Consider the following 21,500-nt stretch of genomic DNA (forward strand, 5'->3'; position numbering starts at 1 on the left):
CCACCGTCCTGCCGCACCGCAGTCACCGTCACCGTCGCGTACTCCACCACCAACTCCCCGCCGGCCGCGTCGATCGCCGCGCCGATCGCTTCTCGCAGCGCGGCCACGGTCTCGGGCGGCATGAGTGCGTGGCCGCCGAAGGTGGGGAAGAGGTCCAGCCACTCGGCGCGGGTGTACGTGCGTTGCCATTCGTCGCGCCATTGTTCGACCTGATCGAAGCCGTTCTTCTGCAGGAGGTCGGCGGTGCTGGTCAGCAGGGGTGCGTAGACGTTCCTGGTGTCCCGATTCTCGCTGTCGCGCAGGCCGCGCTGGTACATGGGCGCCTCGGGCAGGATGGTGGCGTAGGCCTGCGCGAAGGCCTTGGTGAGGTCCGGTGGGATCTGGAAGGCGTTCCAGAACAGGGCGATGCGGCCGCCTGGGCGGATCACGCGCGCTGCTTGTCGGGCGCCGGCTGTCGGGTCGACCCAGTGCCAGGTCATGCCGGCTGTGAGGGTGTCGAAGTGGCGGTCGGCGGGGTCCCAGTCCTCGAACTTCGCGATCTCGACGCTCAGGCCGCTTCCCGTCGCGAACGCCGCCATGCGCGGGTCGGGTTCGACGCCGGTGACGGCGCAGCCTGCGGCCTGGAGTTGGCGGGCGACGATGCCGGTGCCGCAGCCGACGTCCAGGACGGTGCGGCCGCTGTGCCCGGCGGCGATGCGGTCGATGAGCTCCTGGGGATAGCGGGGGCGGGCCCGGTCGTAGTGGGCGGGGTCTTCGCCGAAGGATTGCGCGATCGCGGACTTGCTGGGCTGCTCAGCGGGGGTTTCCGCAGGTATAGTGGTCATGTGCCCACTCTAGTGGGCGCGTGCCCACTCGTCGATCGCTGCCGAAGGGAGTCGCCGCCGTGCCGACCGGCGTCGCCATCCGCGACCCCCGCCAACAGCTGTTCGAGGCCGCCGAGCGAGTCCTGCTTCGGGCCGGGCCTGCGGGCTTGACCAGCCGCGCGGTGACCGACGAGGCCGGCGTGGCCAAGGGCGTGCTGCATCGGCACTTCGCCGACTTCGACGCCTTCCTCGCCGACTACCTCATCGACTGCGCGCGGCGCGTGGCGGAGCGGGACGGGCGGCTGCGGGCCCGGGCCGGCCGGGGCGATCTCGCCGACAACCTGACCGAGGCGCTGACCGACTTCTTCGGCTCGGTGGCCCAGCACGTCCTGGTGCTGGTGACCTTCCGCGACGGCCTGCGGGCCCGGCTCCGCGCGGCCGGCGTCCCCGGCCTGCCGGTGCTGACCGAGGGCACGCGCATGGTGGCCGGCTACCTGGCGGCCGAACGCGCGCTGGGACGCCTCCCGGCCGAGCTCGACACCGACCTCAAGACCCTGATGCTGGTGGGCTCCGCGCAGCTGGCGTTCGCCGAACGCGGGGCCGGACCGCTGACGTTCAGCGAGGTGAGGCCGTTCGTCGTGGACGCGCTGGGGCTGACGTAGCCGCCGCCCGATCGTCGGCCGCCCGATCGGCCCACGCGCGATGTCAGCTGCTGGCGCCGCTGGTGGGAACGCCGCCGCCGGTACCGCCGGGGCCGCCGCCAGTGCCGCCGCCGGTGCACTTGATGTCCACGGACCCGGCCGTCGCCGCACCGCCCGACGTGCCCGGGGCGCTCCAGTCCACCTCGACCGTCCCGGACAGCCCCTTCTGCGAGTGTGGGTCGTCGGAGACGGTGAACTGCTCGGTGGTGCTCCCGTCCTGGGCGTTGACCGAGTTCCAGCCGCCACCCGCGCCGCCGCCCGCCACCCGCCAGTGGTAGGAGATCGCCTCCGAACTCCCCGAGGGCAGCCCGCTGACGGTGAACGTGACCGTCCCGGTCGGCGGGTCGGTGGGCGGACACGGCCCGCTGTATGTGCTGTTCTTCATGGTCGCGCTCGCCGAGACCGTCACCGTCACGCTCGGCGTCGTCGGCGGCGTGCTGCCCCCGGCCGACGTGGTGGGCGACCCGCTCGACGGCGGTGGCGCGGACGGATAGCTCGGCAGGGACCCGACCGAGCTCGAGCTCGGCAGCGGCACGCCGATCGGCGTCGCCCCCGGGCCGGAGGTCGGGGGCGTCTTCGCGGTGGCCGACGAAGTAGCCGAGCTGCCTGAAGTGGCCTGCGTGGGAGAAGCGCCGCTGTCCGAACTCCGCGAACCCGGCGTGGGACCGGCCCCGGCCGCCAGCCCCGGAGAAGAGCCGTCGATCACCGACGAGGTGTCGGACGCCGACACGATCTCGCCGGACGGCCCGGCGGTCGCGGCCGCGTGCTTGCCGGGCGAGAAGGCCACGGCCGCCAGCACCGCTCCGATGACCGCGACGACGGCCACCGATATCCCGATCTTGGTCCCGCGGCCCATCCGCTCGCCGTCGTCGCCCAAGGATTCCGGGGCGCTGTCGTCGGCCCAGATGGAAGGGACTTCACCGACACCGACACCGACACCTACACCGACACCGCCGGCCACCGCCGGCAACACACTCGTCGCCACCCCGTCCTCAGAACCGACCCGCGCGACCAGCGCGGCCAACTCCCGCCGCCCCCGTTCCTCCCACTCCAGCCCGTACGCCACCGCCGCGGCCGCCTCCAACTCGGCGAGGAACCCCGCCGCGTCGGCCGGCCGCTCCACCGGCGCCTTGGCCAGCCCCAGCGCCAGCAGCGGCGCCAGCGCCGCCGGCACGTCGGCCGCGGGTATCGGCGCGGCCCGGTGCAGCGTCTGGAGCTCGAACACCGACTCCGCGGTGTATGGCACCCGCCCGGTCAGGCACTCGTAGAAGGTCGCCGTGACCGCGTAGATGTCGGTCACCGATCGCGGCGAAGCGCCCTCCCACAATTCGGGCGCCATATAAGAAGGCGTACCCGCTGCCGGCATCATCGCCTCGGTGCGCACGGCGAGCCCGAAGCCCGTGACCCGGCAGACCCCCTCCGCGCTGACCAAGACGTTCGAAGGCTGATAGTCCCGGTGCACGACTCCGGCTTCCTGCGCCGCGCCCAACCCCGACAGCGACCCGCGCAGCACCGCGAGCGCCGCCTCCGGGGACAGCGGACCCGAAGTCGCGAGCACCCTGCGCAGCGCCGCGCCCTGGACCGCGTCCGTGATCAGCGCCAAGCCGGTCTCGGTCGCCACCAGCTCGCGGACCCGCACCACGTTCGGGTGGTCCACGTCCCGCAGCAGCTCCATCTCGGTGCGGAACCGCTCGCGGAATGCCTCGTCCGAGCCCAGCCGCGGGTCCGGATACGTGATCAGTACCCGCGCCCCGGTGGCGTCCTGGACGGCCTCGGCCACCCGGCCGTCGTCTCCGGCGCCGGGGGCGGACACCCCCGTCGCGGTGTACCCGGCAACAGTCCAGCCGGCCAACGCGCCTCCCAGATAAGTCGTCGCAGTTCAGCAGCCACGCCCGAGATTGCGCGGTTACCGTATCAGCCTGTGTACAGGTTGCGAATAACTTCCTCGATGTCTGCGTCCCTGATCGAGACGTCCAGCAGTTCATAGCGTTCGGCGATGTCGGCCACCAGGGCCGCCGCGTTCGCCTCGGCCGGGAAGGCCAGCCACTGGCGCGGGCCGTCGATCCGGGTCACCGCCGCGCCCGGCACGGCGATCGCCGGGACCGGTTCGGCCAGGTCCACGACCAGGGTCCGGTCCGCGGCCACCCGGGCCCGCAGGGTGTCCAGCTCGCCGTCGTAGGCGACGGTCCCGTGGTCGACGACCACCACCCGGCGGCACAGCCGCTCGATGTCGTCCAGGTCGTGGGTGGTCAGCACGATCGTCGTGCCCTGTTCCCGGTTCAGCTCGGCCAGGAACTCGCGCACCACGGCCTTGCTGGTGACGTCCAGGCCGATGGTCGGCTCGTCCAGGTAGAGCACGGCCGGGTCGTGCAGCAGCGCCGCGGCCAGGTCGCCGCGCATCCGCTGGCCCAGGCTGAGCTGACGGACCGGGGTGTCCAGCAGCGGCTCCAGCTCAAGCAGGGCCACCAAGCGCTTGAGGTTCGCGGCGAAGCGCGCGTCCGGGACCGCGTACATCCGGTGCAGCAGCGCGAAGGAGTCGCGCAGCGGCAGGTCCCACCACAGCGTGGTGCGCTGGCCGAACACCACGCCGATCCGCCGGGCCAGCTGCTTGCGGTCCCGGATCGGCTCCAGCCCGGCCACCCGCAGCCGCCCGGCCGAGGGCGACAGGATGCCGGTGAACATCTTGATCGAGGTGGACTTGCCCGCGCCGTTCGGCCCGATGTAGCCCAGCAGCTCGCCCTCGGCGACGGCGAGGTTCAGGTCGCGGACCGCCTCGACGGTGGTCCGCTCCCGTTTCAGGCGGCCGGTCTTCTTGCGCAGCGTGTAGGTCTTCGACAAGTGCTCGGCTTCGATGATTGGTCGGGATACAGAGGTCACGGCGGTCAGCTCCCGGTGGATCGGTGGTGGCGCAGGGCCGCGCGCCAGGCGAGCAGGGCCACGCCCCACAGGGCGGCGGCGAACAGCGGCCCGGCGAAGCGGAAGAAGGAGGGGGTGCCGAGCGGATCGGCGTGGTTCAGGACGTAGAGCGTCGGCTGCCAGTTCACATAGGCCATCGGCAGGCCGAAGGTCAGGAACAGCATCAGATTCCGGCCGTAGAGGGCCAGCGGGTAGGAAGTCATGAACTGGCCGCCGTAGGTGACGCTGTTCATCACCTCGGAGGCGTCCGCCGCGACGATCTGGAACGCGCCGACCAGGACCCAGACCGCCCCGAACACGACCACCCCGACCAGCAGCGTGTAGGGCACCATCGCGGCGCGCAGCAGGGTCCAGTGCACCGGGGCCTTGGCCAGCCCGACGACCAGCGCGGCGAACGCCGGGATCATCGGCGTCAGCCGGCGCGGCGTGAACTGGTCGGCGAACACCTGCGGCAGCACGCCGACCGGCCGGATCAGCAGGCTGTCGAAGGTGCCCATGCGGATCCGCACGGCCAGGTACTCGGTGCCGGTGAACAGCAGGTCGCTGGTGAAGAACGCGGCCTGCGCGGTCCCGTAGAGGTACAGCGCCTCCGGCAGCGAGAAGCCGCCGATCGACGAGACGTTCCCGAACACCACCAGGATGCCGAACAGTTCCAGGCTGCCCATGAACAGGCTGTTCACCATCACCAGCACCAGGGACGCCCGATACTGCATCGCCGAGCGTCCCCACATCCGCGCGGTGTATAGATAGGTGGCCACGGCGCCCGGCGTCCGCTGCTCGAAGCGCCGTTCGAAGGGCTGCTCAGCCACCCTGCACCACCACCCGGTGCCGGGCCCGCCGGGTGACCAGCCGCCCGGCCAGCAGCAGGGCCGCGGCCCAGCCGATCTCGAACAGGTACCCCGTGCCGACCGCGCCGCCGCTGCGTTTGCCGAGGAAGACGTCGGCCGGCAGCTGTACCAGTGCGGCGAACGGCAGCAGCCGCGCCAGCTGCCCCAGCCAGCCCGGGAACAGCACCAGCGGCACGATCATGCCGCTGAAGAACGAGGTCACGACGGTGGCCATGCCGACCACGCCCTTCTCGTCCAGCAGCCAGAAGGTGGACATCGCCGCCAGGTACCGCAGGGCGAAGCTGACGACGACGCCGAGGAACAGGGCCACCGTGAACGCGGCCCACACCCGGGGATCGGTGGGCAGGTGCAGGTGGAAGAGCAGCGCGCCGATGACGAAGGGCACCACACTGCGGCCCAGGACGCTGAAGGCCGCGCGGCCCAGATCGTTGGCGAGCCAGTAGGTCTGGAAGTCGACCGGCCGGAACAGGTCGGTCCCGATGTCGCCGGAGCGGATCCGGGCCGGGATGTCCAGGCCGTTGTTGAGCGTCGACATCGGCCCGATCATCGCTTGGGCGAGGAAGACGTAGGTGACGGCGTCGGCGACGTCGTAGCCGCCGATGCTCGGGCGCTGGCGCCACACGGCCATCATGATGAAGGCCTTGATGACGCCGAAGACGGTGTTGGCGAGCACTCCGCCGACCATCGCTCCGCGGTAGGTGAGGTAGCGCCGGAAAGCTTGTCGGGAGATGAGGGCATAGACGACCAAGGTCTTGTCCTTCCGGGGGCGAACTTGGCACTCTGCCAGCGGCCGGGAACGCGTCGCAACGGATTTTGCGCCGGCGCGCGGACGGCACCCGGGGTCAGCGCGGCTCGCGGCGGTCGAGTGGCAGACGGCCTCGGGGCCGTCGCTCTCGCCGATCGTTCAGCGCTGGCTCAGACGGACTGAGAAGGTTGGAATATCAGCTGAGTGCTTGGATCTCTGTCGCCAGCTTCTCCTGGCCAGCCGCCCACGACGCCAATAGCGCTAGACCGTCCGCGGTCGCCGTGCCGGCGGGCGCGGTGTAGACGCTCAGGAGCAGGCCGGGTTCGGCAGGCAGCTCCATCGACTCGACGTCCAGGTCGAGCTGGCCCACTACCGGATGGTGCAGACGCTTGCGCCCGGACCGGTGGAGCCGAACGTCCTGAGAAGCCCACCGCTGCCGGAATAGCTCACTGCGTGTCGATAATTCACCGACTAGGGCGATCAGCTCCTCGTCGTGCGGATCGCGGCCGGCGTCCATGCGTAGCTTCGCGGCCACATCGCAGGCGATTCGGTCGTAGTCGACGAAGAACGTTCTCGCCGCTTCGGGATCCAGATACACGAACCGCGCGGTGTTCGCCGGCCGGCGCGTGTCGGCCAGCACCGGTGAAAACAGTGCGCGGGCAAGGTGATTCATGGCCAGCACGTCATAACGGCTGTTGCAAATCCACGCCGGCGCGTCGGTGATGGCGTCGAGTACCTGCTGAAGTGCCGGACGCACCGTCACGGCGGGTCGCCGGCAGTGTGGACCGCCGGGCGCCCCGGACTGCCGCGCAAGGTGGAACAGGTGATCGCGCTCGGCCTCGTCAAGCTGCAAGGCGGAGGCCAACGCGTCGAGCACCCCGTCGGAGGCGCCGGCGAGGCTGCCGCGCTCCATACGCACGTAGTAGTCGACCGACACCTTTGCCAGGAGAGCCACCTCTCCTCGACGCAGACCTTTGACCCGGCGCTTGTCGCCGTAGGCGGGCAGTCCGGCCCGCTCGGGAGTGATCCGCGCGCGCCGCGAGCTCAGGAATTCCTTGATCTCGGTGCGCAGATCGATCTTGGCCACCCCTTCACCATAGGTCCTGTCCGCGGGCGGAGGGAGGTCCTGCTGGTACCCCCGACGGCTACGCACTCCTGTAGGGGCGCCTGCTCGCCAATCACTTTCGTGGCGCGCCGTGCGAGCTCGCGCGGCGCCCCGCGCGGCGTCCGATCCCCGAACGCTGTGCGGCTCGCCGACTGAGACATGGAAGAATCGCCCCATGTCGCTACGCTGGCTCACCGCAGGGGAATCCCACGGTCCGGCCCTCACCGCGGTCCTCGAAGGGCTGCCGGCCGGGGTCGAGACGTCCACCAAGGCCCTCACCGACGCCCTCGCCCGGCGCCGCCTCGGCTATGGCCGCGGGGCGCGCATGAAGTTCGAGCAGGACCAGGTGACCATTCTCGGCGGTGTGCGGCACGGCCTCACCCAGGGCGGTCCGGTGGCGATCCAGATCGGCAACACCGAGTGGCCCAAGTGGGAGACGGTGATGGCCGCCGACCCGGTGGACCCCGAGCTGCTGGACGCGCAGGCCCGCAACGCCCCGCTGACCCGGCCCCGGCCCGGCCACGCGGACCTGGCCGGCATGCAGAAGTACGGCTTCGACGACGCCCGGCCGGTGCTGGAGCGGGCCTCGGCGCGCGAGACCGCGGCCCGGGTGGCGCTGGGCGAGGTGGCCCGGGAGTTCCTGCGCCAGGCGATCGGCGCCGAGATCGTCTCGCACGTGGTCGGCATCGGCGCCGCCGAGTCGCCGCGGGAGGCGGTGCTGCCGCTGCCCGCGGACCTGGACAAGCTGGACGCCTCCCCGGTCCGCTGTCTGGACCCGGAGGCCGAGGCGGCGATGATCGCCGAGATCGACCAGGCGCACAAGGACGGCGACACCCTCGGCGGGGTCGTCGAGGTGGTCGTCTACGGCCTGCCGCCGGGCCTGGGCTCGCACGTGCAGTCCGACCGCCGGCTGGACGCCAGGCTGGCCGGGGCGGTCATGGGCATCCAGGCCATCAAGGGCGTGGAGATCGGCGACGGCTTCCTGCTGGCGCGGATCCCCGGTTCGCAGGCGCACGACGAGATGGAGGTCGCCGCGAACGACCCTCTGGCCGTGCGGCGCCGCACCGGACACAGTGGCGGCACCGAGGGCGGCATGTCGACCGGTGAGGTGCTGCGGGTGCGCGCCGCCATGAAGCCGATCGCGACCGTTCCGCGCGCCCTGGGCACCGTGGACACCGCCACCGGCGAGGACGCCGTGGCCCACCACCAGCGCTCGGACGTCTGCGCGGTCCCGGCCGCCGGCGTCGTGACCGAGGCGATGGTCGCGCTGGTGCTGGCCGACGCGGTGCTGGAGAAGTTCGGCGGCGACTCGGTGAAGGAGACCCGCCGTAACCACGAGTCCTACCTCGCGAGCCTGCCGGTGCGGATCGCAGGGCCCGAGCACACCGTGGGGGCGCAGGCGTGAGCCCGGTCGTCGTCCTGGTCGGGGCCCCGGGCTCCGGCAAGTCCACGGTCGGCCGCCTGGTGGCCGACCAGTTGGGTGTCGTTTTCCGGGACTCGGATGAGGACATCGAGGCCGCGGCCGGGCAGCAGATCTCGGAGATCTTCGTCGAGCACGGCGAGCCGCACTTCCGCGCGCTGGAGAAGAGCGCGGTCAAGGAGGCGCTCGCCACCCACGGTGGCGTCCTGGCCCTCGGGGGCGGCGCCATCCTGGACGCCGACACCAGGATCCTGCTCAAGGAACACCGCGTCGCCTTCCTGGAGGTCACGCTGGCCGACGCCGCGTCCCGGGTCGGCCTCAACCGCGATCGTCCGCTGCTGCTGGGCAATGTGCGCGGCACGCTGCTCAAGCTCATGGATGAGCGGCGTCCCCTCTATGAGGAGGTCGCCGTCCTGACCGTCCGCACCGACCGCGAGCCCGAGCAGGTCGCGGCCGAGATCGTCGAAAGCCTGGGGAAGTAGTGGCGAGCACGGAAACGCGCATCAAGGTCGGCGGCGAGGAGCCTTACGAGGTCGTCGTCGGGCACGGCCTGCTCGGCGAGCTGCCCGCGATGATCGGCGCCAAGGCCGCGCGGGTGGCGATCGTGCACCCGCGCGCGCTGGCCGCCACCGCCGAGGCGGTGCGCGACGATCTCCGCGAGCACGGCGGCTACCAGGCCCTGACCGTCGAGGTGCCGGACGCCGAGGAAGCGAAGTCGGTCGAGGTCCTGGCCTACATCTGGGAGGTGCTGGGCAAGTCCAACTTCACCCGCACCGACGCGGTGGTCGGGCTCGGCGGCGGCGCCACCACCGACCTGGCCGGCTTCGCCGCCGCGACCTGGCTGCGCGGGGTGCGGGTGGTGCAGATCCCGACCACGCTGCTGGGCATGGTGGACGCGGCGGTCGGCGGCAAGACCGGGATCAACACCGCCGAGGGCAAGAACCTGGTCGGCGCCTTCCACCCGCCGGCCGGCGTGCTGTGCGACCTGGACACTTTGCAGACGCTCCCCGCGAACGACTTCGTCGCCGGGATGGCCGAGGTCGTCAAGTGCGGCTTCATCGCCGACCCGGAGATCCTGCGGCTGGTAGAGGCGGACATCGAGGGCGCCAAGCGGTTCGACGGCCCGCACACCCGCGAGCTGATCGAGCGTGCCGTCGCGGTCAAGGCCGACGTGGTCTCCTCGGACCTGAAGGAGGCCGGGCGCCGGGAGATCCTGAACTACGGCCACACCCTCGGCCACGCCATCGAGCGCAACGAGCGCTACCGCTGGCGGCACGGCGCGGCGATCAGCGTCGGCATGGTCTTCGCCGCCGAACTCGGCCGGGTCGCCGGCCGCCTGGACGACGCGACCGCCGACCGGCACCGCGCCATCCTCACCGCGCTCGGCCTGCCCACCGGCTATGACGCGCAGGCCTGGCCCAAACTGCTGGAGACGATGCGCGTGGACAAGAAGTCCCGGGCGAACACGCTCCGGTTCATCGTGCTGGACGGGCTGGCCAGGCCGACGGTGCTGGAGGGGCCGGATCCGGCGCTGCTGATCGCGGCTTACGGCGAGGTGGCCAAGGAACAGGGTGCCGGAGGAGTGGTGGACCTGTGAGCGAGAACGATCCCCGCAATGAGTCCCGCGCAGGCGGTGAGCTCCGTAAAGTCCTGGTCCTCAACGGCCCCAACCTCGGCCGGCTCGGCAGCCGCGAGCCGGACGTCTACGGCTCGACCTCCTACGCCGCGCTCGTCAAGGCCTGCCAGGAGCTCGGCGCCGAGCTCGGCTTCGAGGTCGAGGTGCGCGAGACCAACGACGAGGGCGAGATCGTGCGCTGGCTGCACGAGGCCGCCGACGGCAAGCTGCCGGTGGTGATCAACCCCGGCGCGTTCACCCACTACTCCTACGCCATGCGCGACGCCGCCGCGCAGCGCACGGCGCCGCTGGTCGAGGTGCACATCTCGAACCCGTACGCGCGCGAGGCGTTCCGGCACAAGAGCGTCATCGCGCCGGTGGCCAGCGGGACCATCGCCGGGTTCGGGATCGGCTCCTATCTTCTTGCGCTAAGAGCCCTGTCTGAGCTGCCGGAGTGAACGGAGCTTCGTAGTCTGGGGAGCATGACCGCAGACCGCAGCGCAACCGGACCCGCCGCCATCGCCCCCGAGGCCTACGCCGCCCGCCGCGAGCGCCTGCGGGCCCGGCTGGAGGCGGTGGACGCGGACGCCGCGCTGGTCACCAAGCTGGTGAACGTCCGGTACCTGACCGGGTTCACCGGCTCCAACGGCGCGGTGCTGGTCACCCGGGGCGGCGCGGTGTTCTGCACCGATTTCCGGTACGACACCCAGGCCGCCTCCGAGGTGCCGGACGTGGAGCGGATCATCGTCCGGCACTGCGCCCCGGCCCTGGTCGAGCGGGCGGCCAAGGACGGGCTGCGGGCGATCGCGGTGGAGGAGCACGAGATCACCGTCGAGGAGCACCGGCAGCTGGCCGCCGAGCTGACCGCGGCGGCGCCCAGCGCGCGGCTGGTCGGGCTCGGGCACGCGGTCGAGGAGCTGCGCCGGGTCAAGGACGAGAGCGAGATCGCGCTGATCCGCGAGGCCTGCGCGATCTCCGACCGGGCGCTGGCCGAGCTCACCGAGTCCATCCTGATCGGGCGCACCGAGCGGCACATCGCCCAGGAGCTGGAGCGCCGGATGACCGACCACGGCGCCGACGGCCGGGCCTTCGACACCATCGTGGCCTGCGGCCCGAATTCCGCGGTGCCGCACCACCGGCCCGGGGAGCGGCGGGTCGGCGAGGGCGAGTTCCTGAAGATCGACTTCGGCGCGCTCTACCACGGCTACCACGCCGACATGACCCGCACCTTCGTGGTCGGCCGGGCCCCGGCGGACTGGCAGGTCGAGGTCTACGACCTGGTCTTCGCCGCGCAGAAGGCCGGGCGGCAGGCGCTGGCCCCGGGGGTGCGCTGCGCCGACGTGGACGCCGCGGCGCGCGCGGTGATCGAGGCCGCCGGCTACGGCGAGTACTTCGGGCACGGGCTCGGACACGGCGTCGGCCTGGAGATCCATGAGGACCCGAGGCTGGGCGCCGGTCTGCCGGGTACACTGGATGATCGCACTCCGGTCACCGTAGAACCCGGGGTCTATCTGCCGGGCCGCGGCGGTGTCCGTATCGAGGACACCCTGGTGGTCAGGCCGAAGGCCGAGGGCGGTCCGGAGCTGCTCACCATTACCACCAAGGAACTGCTGGTGCTGTAGGCCGCCGACGGCCTGACTCGCCAGGGCCGGCAGTCGGAAGCAGGAGTACTCACCGACGTGGCGTCCACAAACGAACTGAAGAACGGCATGGTGCTCAACATCGACGGCCAGCTCTGGTCCGTCGTGGAGTTCCAGCATGTCAAGCCGGGCAAGGGCCCCGCGTTCGTGCGCACGAAGCTCAAGGCCGTGCTCTCGGGCAAGGTGGTCGACAAGACCTTCAACGCCGGGATCAAGGTCGAGACGGCCAACGTAGACCGGCGCGACATGCAGTACCTGTACCAAGAGGGCAAAGACTTCGTGTTCATGGACAAGGACACGTACGACCAGCTCTACGTCTCCGCCGACACGGTCGGCAACGCGGCGAACTACATGCTCGAGGGCACCGACGCGCTGGTCGCCACGCACGACGGCGCGCCGTTGTACGTCGAGCTCCCGGCCGCCGTCGAGCTGGTGATCAAGTACACCGAGCCCGGCCTGCAAGGCGACCGCTCCACCGGCGGCACCAAGCCGGCCACCCTGGAGACCGACCACGAGATCCAGGTCCCGCTGTTCCTGACCACCGGCGAGAAGGTCAAGGTCGACACCCGCGACGGTTCCTACCTCGGTCGCGTCAGCAGCTGATGGCCTCACCGCGGAGCAAGGCCCGCCAACGGGCCCTGGAGATCCTGTTCGAGGCGGATCTGCGGGGCGTCGACCCGCGCACGGTCCTGGCCGACACTCAGGCGAGGGTCCGCGCCCAGGGGCCGGAGGGGACCATCCCGGCCGTGCAGCCGTACGCGGCGACCCTGGTCGAGGGCGTGCTGGAGCACGTGGACAAGATCGACGACCTGCTCGACGAGCACAGCGAGGGCTGGGCTCTGGACCGCATGCCGACCGTGGACCGCAACGTCCTGCGGATCGGCGTGTACGAGCTGCTGTGGCAGGCCGACGTGCCGGACGCGGTGGTCCTGGACGAGGCGGTCTCGCTGGCCCGGCTGATGTCGACCGAGGAGTCGCCGCAGTTCGTCAACGGACTCCTGGCGCGGATAGCCGAGGTCAAGGAACGCTTGACCCGGTAGCCGGGAAGCTTGGACGGGAAGTTTGAAAAAGGGAAAGGGCTTGGCTCGCGAAGGTTCGCGAGCCAAGCCCTTTCTGGGTCTTCGGATGTGCTCTCAGGTGCGGCTTCAGGCCTGCCAGTCGGTGTCGAAGGCGCGCGCCGGGTTGTGGAGGAAGAAGGCGTCGGCGACGTCGGGGCCGAAGTCGCGGAGTACCCGGGCTCTGATGTCGGTGAGCAGGTAGGGGATGCCCGGCCCGCCGCCGCTGGACAGCCGGGCCGCCGCGCTGGTGGTGTCGCCGCCGAGCAGGATCTGGTCGGTGTGGCCGGAGTCGATCAGCGCGGCCAGGCAGTCGAACAGGCGCCAGTCGGTCGCGTGGTTGGCGCGCGAGGGGCCGTCGAAGCCGAGGAAGGCGCCCGCTTCGGCCGCCTCGCGATGCGGCCCGAGGTCGGGGAAGCGGTTCAGGTGGCCGAGGATGACCGACGACGCTGGCACGCCTTCCAGCGCTTTCAGCACTCCGAGCGGGTGGGTGCCGCCTTCCAAGTGCACTGCGATGGTCGCGCCGGTGGCCTGGTGCGCCGCGGCGGCGGCCGCGAAGGTCATCGAGGCGTGTCGGTCGACTTGATGGAAGTCCCCGGCCACTTTGACGAGGCCGGCGCGCGGCGATCGGATCTCGGCGGCAGCGCGATCGCCATTTCCATCGCGATCGCCGCTGCCTGCTGCCGTGTCTTCGACCGGCGGGCCGTCCGGGTCCCCGTCCCGCCGCAGCCCTTCGGTGAGCTCTGCGATGAACCGCTCGGCCAGGCCGTCGAGCAGGGGCGTAAGCGTCTCGGGCGAATAGTGTCCGGCCTGGTGCAGCCCGGTCGCCGCGATCAGGTGCACCCCCGCGGCCTCCGACAGGGCGGCCAGGTGCTCGGCGCGCCGTCCCAGTCCCATCGGCGTCCACTGCGCCAGCGCCTGTCCGCCGGCCGCCGCGAACGCGCGCAGTTCGGCCTCGGCCGCCGCCGCGTCGTCGAGTTCCTGGCCGGGCAGCTTGGCCGAGGCGAAGAACAGGTGGTCGTGCGCGTCGGTGACCCCCAGCGCCGCCGGGGGGATGTCGCCCAGAACCGTGCGGATCATTGCGCCGCCTCGAACGCCGCCGCCGCGCACCGCAGCCCGGCCAGCGCCTTCGGCACGCCGACGTACGGCGCCATGTGCACGATCACTTCCACGATCTCCTCGCGGCTCATCCCGATCCGCTCGCTGGTCTTGATGTGCCCGATCAGCTGCGGCTCCACGCCGCCCAGCGCGGTCAGCGCCGCCAGGTTCGCGATCTGCCGGTCCCGCAGCGTCAGCGCGGGCCGCTGGTAGGTGCCGCCGAACAGGGCCGTCACGATCCAGTCCGTGAAGCCCGGCGCCAGCTTGTCCACGGCCTGCACGCCCGCGCTCCGGGTCGCCTCGTCCTGCAACTCCTCCAGCAGCGCGTAGCCGGCCTCGCGGTCGAAGGTCGCCTTCTCGGATTCCATGGGTCCTCCCCTGATAGGTGTAACGCCTCAAGCGTTACTTGAGGACGCTAGCAGATGTAACGGTGAGACCGTTACACTCTTTTCCATGGAACCGATCCCCTTCCGCCTCGACACCGGGGCGACGTGGCTGAACCTGCTCGCCACCCGCGGCAGTGCGTTCGGCCGCCATCCGGAGGAGCGCATCCCGACCCCGGAGCGCCTCGCGGACTGGCTGGCGGCCGTGGAGCTGACGCCGGAGGGCCCGGTCGCCGTCGCGGATCTGGAGCTGGCCCGGCACCTGCGCGAAACGCTCCGCCCCCTGGCCCTGTCCGCCACCACCGGTGCGGAGCCGCCCCCGGACGCCGCGGCGGCGCTGATCGCGTTCCTGGAGGCGTACGACGGGCCGCTGCGGCTGGCCGGTGCCGCCGAGCCGCCCGGCCTGGTCCGGCCGGCCCCGGCCGGCGCCGCCGCCGCGCTGGGCCGGATCGCCCGGCAGGCCGCCGAACAGCTCACCGGCCCCGAGCGGCACGCGCTGAAGTCCTGCCCCGAGTCCGACTGCCGCGGGGTCTTCGCCGATCCGGACGGCCGGCGCCGCTGGTGCCCGTCCCCGGCCTGCGCCACCCGCGGCCGGGTGCGGGCGCACCGGGCCCGCAAGGCGACGGCCGCACCGACCGCGTGACCGACGCGCCGACCACATGGCCAACGCGCTGACGCCCCGCTGATCGCCCGCTGTCAGCGACTCGTCAGCCGTCTGCCAGCCCCCGGCGCGAAGCTGTGTCCCGGGACGGGAACCCGTCCCGGCGAACGGAGCGAGGGGAGCTGCCATGGGCGCCTACGTCGACGTCGACGGCTTGAGCATGTACTACGAAATGGTCGGCGAGGGGGAGCCGGTGGTGCTGGTCCACGGCACCGGCGGGACCGTCGACAGCTGGTACCCGCAGCGGGATCTGCTGCCCGAGTGGTACCGGGTGTACATGCTGGAGTGCCGGGGCCACGGCCGGACCGCGGACGCCGAGGGCCCCTTCACCTACGAGAACTTCGCCGACGACATCGCCGGCTTCATCGAGGCCCTGGACCTGGGACCGGTGCGGCTGGTCGGCTGGAGCAACGGTGCGAGCGTGGCCCTGCGCCTGGCCATGCGGCGTCCGGACCTGGTCAGCCGGCTGGTCCTGCTCAGCGGCGCCGTCCTGGACCTCAGCGGCCAGACCGCCGAGGCCCAGGCGCTGTCGGTGGAACCCGGCCGGTTCTGGCTGGCCGAGACGTGGCGGCCGATCTACGAGGCCCTGTCCCCGGACGGGCCCGAGCACTTCCCGGTGGTCGAGGAGAAGCTGAACCGCATGTGGCGCGAGGCGACGCCGGTCACGACCGACCAGATCGCGGCACTGCCGATGCCGCTGCTGGTCCTGCAGGGCGATGACGACTGCGTCGAGATCGCGCACGCCGCGGCCATCGCCGGGACGGCGCCGGACGGCCGCCTGGCGGTGGTGCCGGGGACCTCGCACATCTCACCGATGGAGAAGCCCGAACTGGTGAACCTGATCCTGCTGGACTTCTTCGAGGACAAGCCGCCGGCGCGGATGTTCCCGTTGGGCTCGCTGCGCTCGGCCGCCGAAGCGGCTCGGACTGCGGGTGCGGGGGAGCAGGCCGGATCAGCCCCGCGGGCAGCCTGAATCTCAGCTTCGGCGCCTTCGTCCGAACAGCCTAAAGCCCGCCGCGCGCCTTAGCGCGGGCGGGCTTTGAGCCGTCGCAGAGTGCCTTGCCTTACGCCTCGTCGTCGTCCTCGGCGAAGCCGCCCGGGAAGCCGGCGGACTCGCCGTCGCCTTCCTCGTCGTTGTACGGGCGGGCCGCGGCCGGGTTCAGGACGTCCCAGTCGGTGAGCATCTTCACCAGCTCGGACGGGGCCATCTCGTAGATGACGCCGAGGGTCCGCAGGTCTTCGCCGCGGATGGTCATGACCCGGCCGTTCCAGTCGCCGCGCTGGCTCTGGATGCTGCCGACATAGCGCAGCAGCGGACCGGCCTGATCGACCGGGAGGGCCTTGAGCCGTTCCAGGTCCAGGACCAGCTTGCCGCCGGGCTCGTGCGCCGACGCCGGGGCGCCGGTGCCGGGCAGCAGTTCGTGGACCGGCACGCCGTAGAAATCGGCGAGCTCGGACAGACGCTGCACGGTGACAGCGCGGTCGCCGCGCTCGTACGAGCCGACGACGACAGCCTTCCAGCGCCCTTGCGACTTCTGCTCGACGCCATGCAGGGACAGGCCCTGCTGGGACCGGATGGCGCGCAGTCGGACGCCTAGCGCTTTCGCGTACTCGGTGGACATGTAGCTCCCCATTGACACAACTGCAGCCTTGCGTGTTCCCCTCGCCACACGGCTTGGCCCAGTTCAGCGGATCGGCAGTTTTCTCGTATGACCCGTTGGTGACTTAGCGTGACGGTACGCGCAGCAGAGATTCTGCGCAAGTCCCGTCGTTGTCAAGACAACCGATGACTGCCGGTGGTCTGGTCCAATCAGCTTATGTCACGCAGAGCAGTGCTCCGCACTCGGATGGCGGAGCGCCCGTGCCGATCACGCGTGATCGTCCTGGTAGAGTCGTTGCCGACCGAGTCCTTTAACGATCTGTCCCGTGAGGCAGAGAAGGGGGTCTTTTTAGTATGCCCGTGATACCGCAAGGTGCTCGCCCCGTTCTTGATGAGGCGGATATCTCCCGGGCCTTGACCCGGATAGCGCACGAGATCCTGGAGCGCGCCAAGGGCGCCGAGGACGTGATGCTCCTGGGGATCCCCACGCGCGGCACCTTCCTGGCCGACCGTCTGGCCGCCCGCATCGCCGACGTCGAGGGCACGACCGTCCCGGTCGGCTCGCTGGACGTCACCATGTACCGCGACGACCTGCGGCTCAAGCCCGCCCGCGCGCTGGAGCGCACCGAGATCCCCGATGAGGGGGTCGACGGCCGGCTGATCGTCCTGGTGGACGACGTCCTGTACTCCGGCCGCACCATCCGGGCCGCCCTGGACGCCCTGAACGACCTGGGCCGCCCGCGCGCCGTGCAGCTCGCGGTCCTGGTCGACCGCGGCCACCGGGAACTGCCGATCCGCGCCGACTACGTCGGCAAGAACCTGCCGACCTCGCAGCGCGAGAGCGTGAAGGTCCGGCTGCGCGAGCACGACGGTGTGGAGCATGATGCCGTCTACCTGGGGATTGAGAGCGAGACGGCCATATGAAGCGCCACCTGTTGTCCACCGCCGACCTCTCCCGCGACGACGCGGTGCTGATCCTGGACACCGCCGAGGAGATCGCCCGGCTGGCCGCCCGGCCGATCAAGAAACTGCCGACGCTGCGCGGCCGCACCGTCGTGAACCTCTTCTTCGAGGACTCCACCCGCACCCGGACCTCCTTCGAGGTCGCGGCCAAACGACTGTCCGCCGATGTGATCAACTTCTCGGCCAAGGGCTCCAGCGTCTCCAAGGGCGAGTCGCTGAAGGACACCGCGCTGACCCTGGAGGCGATGGGCGCCGACGCGGTCGTGGTCCGGCACAGCGCCTCCGGCGCCGCCTATCGGCTGGCCACCGCCGGCTGGAGCTCCAGCCACGTGGTGAACGCCGGCGACGGCACCCACGAGCACCCGACCCAGGCCCTGCTGGACGCCTTCACCATGCGCCGCCACCTCGGCGGCTTCGAGGAACGCCGGGTCACGGTCGTCGGCGACGTCCTGCACTCCCGGGTCGCCCGGTCCAACGTGCACCTGCTGGCCACCCTCGGCGCCCGGGTGACCCTGGTCGCCCCGCCCACCCTGCTCCCGGTCGGCGTCGAGAGCTGGCCCTGCGACGTCTCCTACGACCTGGACGCGGCGATCCCGGGCAGCGATGCGATCATGATGCTGCGGGTCCAGCGTGAGCGGATGAACGGCGGCTTCTTCCCCACCGAGCGCGAGTACAGCCGCCGCTACGGCCTGGACGCGCAGCGCATGGCCAAGCTGCCGGACAAGGCGATCGTCCTGCACCCCGGCCCGATGGTCCGCGGGATGGAGATCTCCGCCGCGGTCGCCGACTCCGACCGGTCGGTGATCGTCGAGCAGGTCGCCAACGGCGTCAGCGTCCGGATGGCCGTGCTGTACCTGCTGCTGAGCGGGAGCGAGTCGGCGATCGGCAGCGAAGAGGGCCACAGCCAGCACCAGAACACCGAACCGAAGGGCGCCGTCGCGTGAGCACCACCTACCTGATCAAGAACGCGAGCATCCTGGGCGGTGACCCGCGGGACCTGCTCCTGCGCGACGGCATCATCGCCGAGGCCGGGGCCCTGGGCCCGGTCGCCGGCACCGTGGTGATCGACGCCGGCGGCCTGATCGCCCTGCCCGGCCTGGTCGACCTGCACACCCACCTGCGCGAGCCGGGCCGGGAGGACGCCGAGACCGTCGACACCGGCACCCGGGCCGCCGCGCTCGGCGGCTTCACCGCGGTGCACGCGATGGCCAACACCGACCCGGTCGCCGACACCGCCGGCGTGGTCGAGCAGGTCTGGCGCCTGGGCCGCGAGGCCGGGCACTGCGACGTCTTCCCGGTCGGCGCGGTCACCGTGGGCCTGAAGGGCGAGCGGCTGGCCGAACTCGGCGCGATGGCCGACTCCGCGGCCCGGGTCCGGGTCTTCTCCGACGACGGCAAGTGCGTCTCCGACGCCAACCTGATGCGCCGCGCGCTGGAGTACGTGAAGGCCTTCGACGGCGTGGTCGCGCAGCACGCGCAGGAGCCGCGCCTGACCGAGGGCGCGCAGATGAACGAGGGCGAGCTGTCCGGGCTCCTGGGCCTGGCCGGCTGGCCGGCGGTGGCCGAGGAGGCGATCATCGCCCGCGACATCCTGCTGGCCGCGCACACCAAGTCCCGGCTGCACGTCTGCCACGTCTCCACGGCCGGCTCGGTCGAGCTGATCCGCTGGGCCAAGTCCAAGGGCCACCCGGTGACCGCCGAGGTCACCCCGCACCACCTGATCCTCACCGAGGACCTGGTGAAGAGCTACGACCCGATCTACAAGGTGAACCCGCCGCTGCGGTCCGCCACGGACGTCGCCGCGCTGCGGGAAGGGCTGGCCGACGGCACCATCGACGCCGTCGCCACCGACCACGCCCCGCACCCGCAGGAGGACAAGGACTGCGAGTGGGCCGCGGCGGCCATGGGCATGCTCGGCCTGGAGACCGCGCTGTCCGTGGTGCAGCAGACCATGGTCGACAGCGGCCTGATGACCTGGGCCGACGTCGCGGACCGGATGTCGGTGCGGCCGGCCGCCATCGGTCAGGTCGACGACCGGCACGGCCGCCCGCTGGCGATCGGCGAGCCGGCGAACGTGGTCCTGGTGGACCCGAGGGCGAAACGCACCGTGGACCGCACCGGCCTGGCCTCGCTGTCGCAGAACACCCCGTATCAGGCGATGGAGCTGCCCGGCGCGGTGGTGGCGACCTTCCTGCGCGGCACCGCCACGGTTCTGGACGGGAAGCTCGCATGAACAACCCGCCGATCTTCATTCAACACAGCCTCGCCGCGGGCGAGCACTCCGCGCCGGTGACGCACATCGGCCAGCGGATCCTGTGGACCATCGTGACGCTGGTCGCGATGGGCGGCATCTACCTGCTGATGTGGCGGGGCTGGAAGAAGCGGCAGGCCCGCCAGGCTGACCTGCAGCCGCTGAACGAGGTCCCCGAGGGAGTCTTCTCCGGCGAGGGCTTCGAGACCGTCTACGTCTCGACCACCTCCGAGGGCGACTGGCTCGACCGCATCGCCGTCCACGGTCTCGGCCAGCGCAGCAACGCGCAGGTCCGCGTGGCCGCCGCCGGCGTGCTGATCGACCGCGAGCCCACCGCGGTCTTCATCCCGGCCGCCGCGATCCGCGGCATCCGACTGGCCTCCGGCATGGCCGGCAAGTACCTCCGCGACGAGGGCCTGGTCGTCATCACCTGGCAGCACGGCGACCGCACCCTGGACACCGGCGTCGACCCCCGCCACGGGACTGATGAACTGATGCGGGCACTGGAAGCCCACTTCGCAGTGAGCGCTACAGAAAGGCCGTCCGCATGAGCAATCGACCCCCGGCGATCCTGGTCCTGGAGGACGGACGGACCTTCCGCGGCGACGCCTACGGCGCGCTCGGCGAGACCTTCGGCGAGGCCGTCTTCACCACCGGTATGACCGGCTACCAGGAGACCCTGACCGACCCCTCCTACCACCGGCAGGTCGTCGTGATGACGGCCCCGCACATCGGCAACACCGGTGTGAACGACGAGGACCCCGAGTCCCGGCAGATCTGGGTGGCCGGCTACGTGGTCCGTGACCCCAGCCGCGTCGCCTCCAACTGGCGCTCGCAGCGCACCCTGGACGACGAGCTGACGGCGCAGGGCATCGTCGGGATCTCCGGCGTCGACACCCGGGCCATCACCCGGCACCTGCGCGAGCGCGGCGCGATGCGCTGCGGCGTGTTCTCCGGCGAGCTGGCCGAGCAGGACCCGAAGACACTGGTCGAGAAGGTCGCGGCGAGCCCGGCGATGGCCGGTGCGGACCTGGTCGGCGACGTCACCACCAAGCAGGGTTATGTGGTCGAGCCGATCGGCGAGCACAAGTTCACCGTGGCCGCCTACGACCTCGGTATCAAGTCCATGACACCGCGCCGGATGGCCGAGCGCGGCGCCCGGGTCCACGTGTTGTCCGCCTCGGCGACCCTGGAGGACGTCCTGGCCCTGGAGCCGGACGGCTTCTTCATGAGCAACGGCCCCGGCGACCCGGAGACCACCGAGGAGTCGATGGTCCCGATCGTGCGCGCCGTCCTGGACCGGCGGATCCCGGTCTTCGGGATCTGCTTCGGCAACCAGATCCTCGGCCGGGCCCTGGGCTTCGGCACCTACAAGCTGAAGTACGGCCACCGCGGCATCAACCAGCCGGTGCAGGACCGCGCCACCGGCAAGGTGGAGGTCACCGCGCACAACCACGGGTTCGCCGTGGACGCGCCGCTGGACCAGGTCTCGGACACCGAGTACGGCCGGGTCCAGGTCAGCCACGTCTGCCTGAACGACGACGTCGTGGAGGGTCTGCGGGCGCTGGACGTCCCGGCGTTCAGCGTGCAGTACCACCCGGAGGCGGCGGCCGGTCCGCACGACGCCGCCTACCTGTTCGACCGATTCGTGGATCTGATGGCCACCGCCAAGAACGACGAGAAGGGCGAGGCCTGA

Annotated in this window: 24 protein-coding genes; 15 read left to right on the plus strand and 9 right to left on the minus strand. The window is 71.3% G+C overall.

Annotated elements, in window-relative coordinates; translation table 11 throughout:
- Positions 1 to 824, minus strand: an 824-nt coding sequence (locus tag IZR01_RS16880) for a class I SAM-dependent methyltransferase (protein ID WP_194924389.1), incomplete at its 3' end; no start/stop codon positions are given.
- Between the two features lie 59 nt (positions 825 to 883).
- Here IZR01_RS16880 and IZR01_RS16885 point away from each other — a divergent pair.
- Positions 884 to 1,465 carry a TetR/AcrR family transcriptional regulator gene (locus IZR01_RS16885; RefSeq protein WP_194924409.1) on the plus strand — a complete coding sequence of 194 codons (582 nt, stop codon included), beginning with the start codon at positions 884 to 886 and terminating at the stop codon, positions 1,463 to 1,465.
- Between the two features lie 43 nt (positions 1,466 to 1,508).
- Here IZR01_RS16885 and IZR01_RS16890 read toward each other — a convergent pair whose 3' ends face one another.
- The 5 genes from IZR01_RS16890 to IZR01_RS16910 all read right to left on the minus strand — a co-directional run bounded on the left by IZR01_RS16890 (position 1,509) and on the right by IZR01_RS16910 (position 7,100).
- Complete coding sequence (locus IZR01_RS16890) at positions 1,509 to 3,356, minus strand: protein kinase domain-containing protein (RefSeq protein ID WP_194924390.1); 1,848 nt, start codon at positions 3,354 to 3,356, stop codon at positions 1,509 to 1,511.
- A 62-nt stretch (positions 3,357 to 3,418) separates the two neighbouring features.
- The gene (locus IZR01_RS16895; RefSeq protein WP_194897172.1) at positions 3,419 to 4,381 is read right to left on the minus strand and encodes an ABC transporter ATP-binding protein; all 963 of its coding nucleotides are present in this window, start codon (positions 4,379 to 4,381) and stop codon (positions 3,419 to 3,421) included.
- Positions 4,382 to 4,386: 5 nt separating this feature from the next.
- The gene (locus IZR01_RS16900) at positions 4,387 to 5,229 is read right to left on the minus strand and encodes an ABC transporter permease (protein ID WP_194924391.1); all 843 of its coding nucleotides are present in this window, start codon (positions 5,227 to 5,229) and stop codon (positions 4,387 to 4,389) included.
- A complete protein-coding gene (locus IZR01_RS16905; protein ID WP_194897170.1) occupies positions 5,222 to 6,016 on the minus strand; it encodes an ABC transporter permease in 795 nt (264 codons plus the stop codon). Before IZR01_RS16905 ends, IZR01_RS16900 begins: the two co-directional genes overlap by 8 nt.
- Positions 6,017 to 6,209: 193 nt before the next feature.
- The gene (locus tag IZR01_RS16910; RefSeq protein WP_194924392.1) at positions 6,210 to 7,100 is read right to left on the minus strand and encodes a helix-turn-helix transcriptional regulator; all 891 of its coding nucleotides are present in this window, start codon (positions 7,098 to 7,100) and stop codon (positions 6,210 to 6,212) included.
- Positions 7,101 to 7,293: 193 nt separating this feature from the next.
- Here IZR01_RS16910 and aroC point away from each other — a divergent pair, with 193 nt between their 5' ends.
- Genes aroC through nusB form a run of 7 tightly spaced genes read left to right on the plus strand, consistent with a single transcriptional unit; the run spans position 7,294 to position 12,833 of the window.
- A complete protein-coding gene (gene aroC / locus IZR01_RS16915; RefSeq protein ID WP_194897168.1) occupies positions 7,294 to 8,523 on the plus strand; it encodes a chorismate synthase in 1,230 nt (409 codons plus the stop codon).
- Positions 8,520 to 9,020: a shikimate kinase gene (locus IZR01_RS16920; RefSeq protein WP_194924393.1), complete on the plus strand. Its 501-nt coding sequence runs from the start codon at positions 8,520 to 8,522 to the stop codon at positions 9,018 to 9,020. The genes aroC and IZR01_RS16920 overlap by 4 nt, the downstream gene beginning before the upstream one ends.
- Positions 9,020 to 10,135, plus strand: coding sequence for a 3-dehydroquinate synthase (aroB, locus tag IZR01_RS16925; protein ID WP_194897166.1), 1,116 nt, complete (start codon positions 9,020 to 9,022; stop codon positions 10,133 to 10,135). Before IZR01_RS16920 ends, aroB begins: the two co-directional genes overlap by 1 nt.
- Positions 10,132 to 10,611, plus strand: coding sequence for a type II 3-dehydroquinate dehydratase (gene aroQ / locus IZR01_RS16930; RefSeq protein WP_194924394.1), 480 nt, complete (start codon positions 10,132 to 10,134; stop codon positions 10,609 to 10,611). Before aroB ends, aroQ begins: the two co-directional genes overlap by 4 nt.
- 24 nt (positions 10,612 to 10,635) lie before the next feature.
- Positions 10,636 to 11,775, plus strand: coding sequence for an aminopeptidase P family protein (locus tag IZR01_RS16935; RefSeq protein ID WP_194897164.1), 1,140 nt, complete (start codon positions 10,636 to 10,638; stop codon positions 11,773 to 11,775).
- Positions 11,776 to 11,832: 57 nt separating this feature from the next.
- Entirely contained in the window at positions 11,833 to 12,396 is a 564-nt protein-coding gene (gene efp, locus IZR01_RS16940; protein ID WP_194897163.1) for an elongation factor P, read from the plus strand.
- Complete coding sequence (gene nusB, locus IZR01_RS16945) at positions 12,396 to 12,833, plus strand: transcription antitermination factor NusB (RefSeq protein ID WP_194897162.1); 438 nt, start codon at positions 12,396 to 12,398, stop codon at positions 12,831 to 12,833. The genes efp and nusB overlap by 1 nt, the downstream gene beginning before the upstream one ends.
- A 105-nt stretch (positions 12,834 to 12,938) precedes the next feature.
- Here nusB and IZR01_RS16950 read toward each other — a convergent pair whose 3' ends face one another.
- Positions 12,939 to 13,928 carry a phosphotriesterase family protein gene (locus tag IZR01_RS16950; protein WP_194924395.1) on the minus strand — a complete coding sequence of 330 codons (990 nt, stop codon included), beginning with the start codon at positions 13,926 to 13,928 and terminating at the stop codon, positions 12,939 to 12,941.
- Positions 13,925 to 14,314 (minus strand): carboxymuconolactone decarboxylase family protein, encoded by a 390-nt coding sequence (locus tag IZR01_RS16955; protein ID WP_194897160.1) that lies wholly within the window; start codon positions 14,312 to 14,314, stop codon positions 13,925 to 13,927. The genes IZR01_RS16950 and IZR01_RS16955 overlap by 4 nt, the downstream gene beginning before the upstream one ends.
- A gap of 85 nt (positions 14,315 to 14,399) precedes the next feature.
- Here IZR01_RS16955 and IZR01_RS16960 point away from each other — a divergent pair, with 85 nt between their 5' ends.
- Positions 14,400 to 14,972: a CGNR zinc finger domain-containing protein gene (locus IZR01_RS16960; protein WP_194924396.1), complete on the plus strand. Its 573-nt coding sequence runs from the start codon at positions 14,400 to 14,402 to the stop codon at positions 14,970 to 14,972.
- Positions 14,973 to 15,117: 145 nt separating this feature from the next.
- Positions 15,118 to 15,963, plus strand: a complete 846-nt coding sequence (locus tag IZR01_RS16965) for an alpha/beta fold hydrolase (RefSeq protein ID WP_194897158.1) — start codon at positions 15,118 to 15,120, stop codon at positions 15,961 to 15,963.
- Positions 15,964 to 16,054: 91 nt separating this feature from the next.
- Here IZR01_RS16965 and bldD read toward each other — a convergent pair whose 3' ends face one another.
- Positions 16,055 to 16,612, minus strand: coding sequence for a transcriptional regulator BldD (gene bldD, locus IZR01_RS16970; protein ID WP_194897157.1), 558 nt, complete (start codon positions 16,610 to 16,612; stop codon positions 16,055 to 16,057).
- 332 nt (positions 16,613 to 16,944) lie between these two features.
- On the opposite strand from bldD, the gene pyrR reads away from it, so the two are divergent.
- The 5 genes from pyrR to carA are packed head-to-tail and all read left to right on the plus strand — an operon-like array spanning position 16,945 to position 21,500.
- Positions 16,945 to 17,514, plus strand: coding sequence for a bifunctional pyr operon transcriptional regulator/uracil phosphoribosyltransferase PyrR (gene pyrR, locus IZR01_RS16975; RefSeq protein WP_194897156.1), 570 nt, complete (start codon positions 16,945 to 16,947; stop codon positions 17,512 to 17,514).
- Positions 17,511 to 18,497, plus strand: coding sequence for an aspartate carbamoyltransferase catalytic subunit (locus IZR01_RS16980; RefSeq protein ID WP_194924397.1), 987 nt, complete (start codon positions 17,511 to 17,513; stop codon positions 18,495 to 18,497). Before pyrR ends, IZR01_RS16980 begins: the two co-directional genes overlap by 4 nt.
- Positions 18,494 to 19,786, plus strand: a complete 1,293-nt coding sequence (locus IZR01_RS16985; protein ID WP_194897939.1) for a dihydroorotase — start codon at positions 18,494 to 18,496, stop codon at positions 19,784 to 19,786. The genes IZR01_RS16980 and IZR01_RS16985 overlap by 4 nt, the downstream gene beginning before the upstream one ends.
- A complete protein-coding gene (locus IZR01_RS16990) occupies positions 19,783 to 20,355 on the plus strand; it encodes a PH-like domain-containing protein (protein ID WP_194897940.1) in 573 nt (190 codons plus the stop codon). The genes IZR01_RS16985 and IZR01_RS16990 overlap by 4 nt, the downstream gene beginning before the upstream one ends.
- Positions 20,352 to 21,500: a glutamine-hydrolyzing carbamoyl-phosphate synthase small subunit gene (gene carA, locus IZR01_RS16995; RefSeq protein ID WP_194924398.1), complete on the plus strand. Its 1,149-nt coding sequence runs from the start codon at positions 20,352 to 20,354 to the stop codon at positions 21,498 to 21,500. The genes IZR01_RS16990 and carA overlap by 4 nt, the downstream gene beginning before the upstream one ends.

The organism is Catenulispora pinisilvae (genome assembly GCF_015356865.1).
Taxonomy (GTDB): Bacteria; Actinomycetota; Actinomycetes; order Streptomycetales; family Catenulisporaceae; genus Catenulispora; species Catenulispora pinisilvae.

Bases quoted from the DNA above. Each gene is read 5' to 3' on its own strand.
- aroC (WP_194897168.1), top strand. From the start codon at position 7,294: ATGTCGCTACGCTGGCTCACCGCAGGGGAATCCCACGGTCCGGCCCTC.
- IZR01_RS16935 (WP_194897164.1), top strand. From the start codon at position 10,636: ATGACCGCAGACCGCAGCGCAACCGGACCCGCCGCCATCGCCCCCGAG.
- nusB (WP_194897162.1), top strand. From the start codon at position 12,396: ATGGCCTCACCGCGGAGCAAGGCCCGCCAACGGGCCCTGGAGATCCTG.
- IZR01_RS16950 (WP_194924395.1), bottom strand. From the start codon at position 13,928: ATGATCCGCACGGTTCTGGGCGACATCCCCCCGGCGGCGCTGGGGGTC.
- IZR01_RS16955 (WP_194897160.1), bottom strand. From the start codon at position 14,314: ATGGAATCCGAGAAGGCGACCTTCGACCGCGAGGCCGGCTACGCGCTG.
- IZR01_RS16960 (WP_194924396.1), top strand. From the start codon at position 14,400: ATGGAACCGATCCCCTTCCGCCTCGACACCGGGGCGACGTGGCTGAAC.
- IZR01_RS16965 (WP_194897158.1), top strand. From the start codon at position 15,118: ATGGGCGCCTACGTCGACGTCGACGGCTTGAGCATGTACTACGAAATG.
- bldD (WP_194897157.1), bottom strand. From the start codon at position 16,612: ATGTCCACCGAGTACGCGAAAGCGCTAGGCGTCCGACTGCGCGCCATC.
- pyrR (WP_194897156.1), top strand. From the start codon at position 16,945: ATGCCCGTGATACCGCAAGGTGCTCGCCCCGTTCTTGATGAGGCGGAT.
- IZR01_RS16980 (WP_194924397.1), top strand. From the start codon at position 17,511: ATGAAGCGCCACCTGTTGTCCACCGCCGACCTCTCCCGCGACGACGCG.
- IZR01_RS16990 (WP_194897940.1), top strand. From the start codon at position 19,783: ATGAACAACCCGCCGATCTTCATTCAACACAGCCTCGCCGCGGGCGAG.
- carA (WP_194924398.1), top strand. From the start codon at position 20,352: ATGAGCAATCGACCCCCGGCGATCCTGGTCCTGGAGGACGGACGGACC.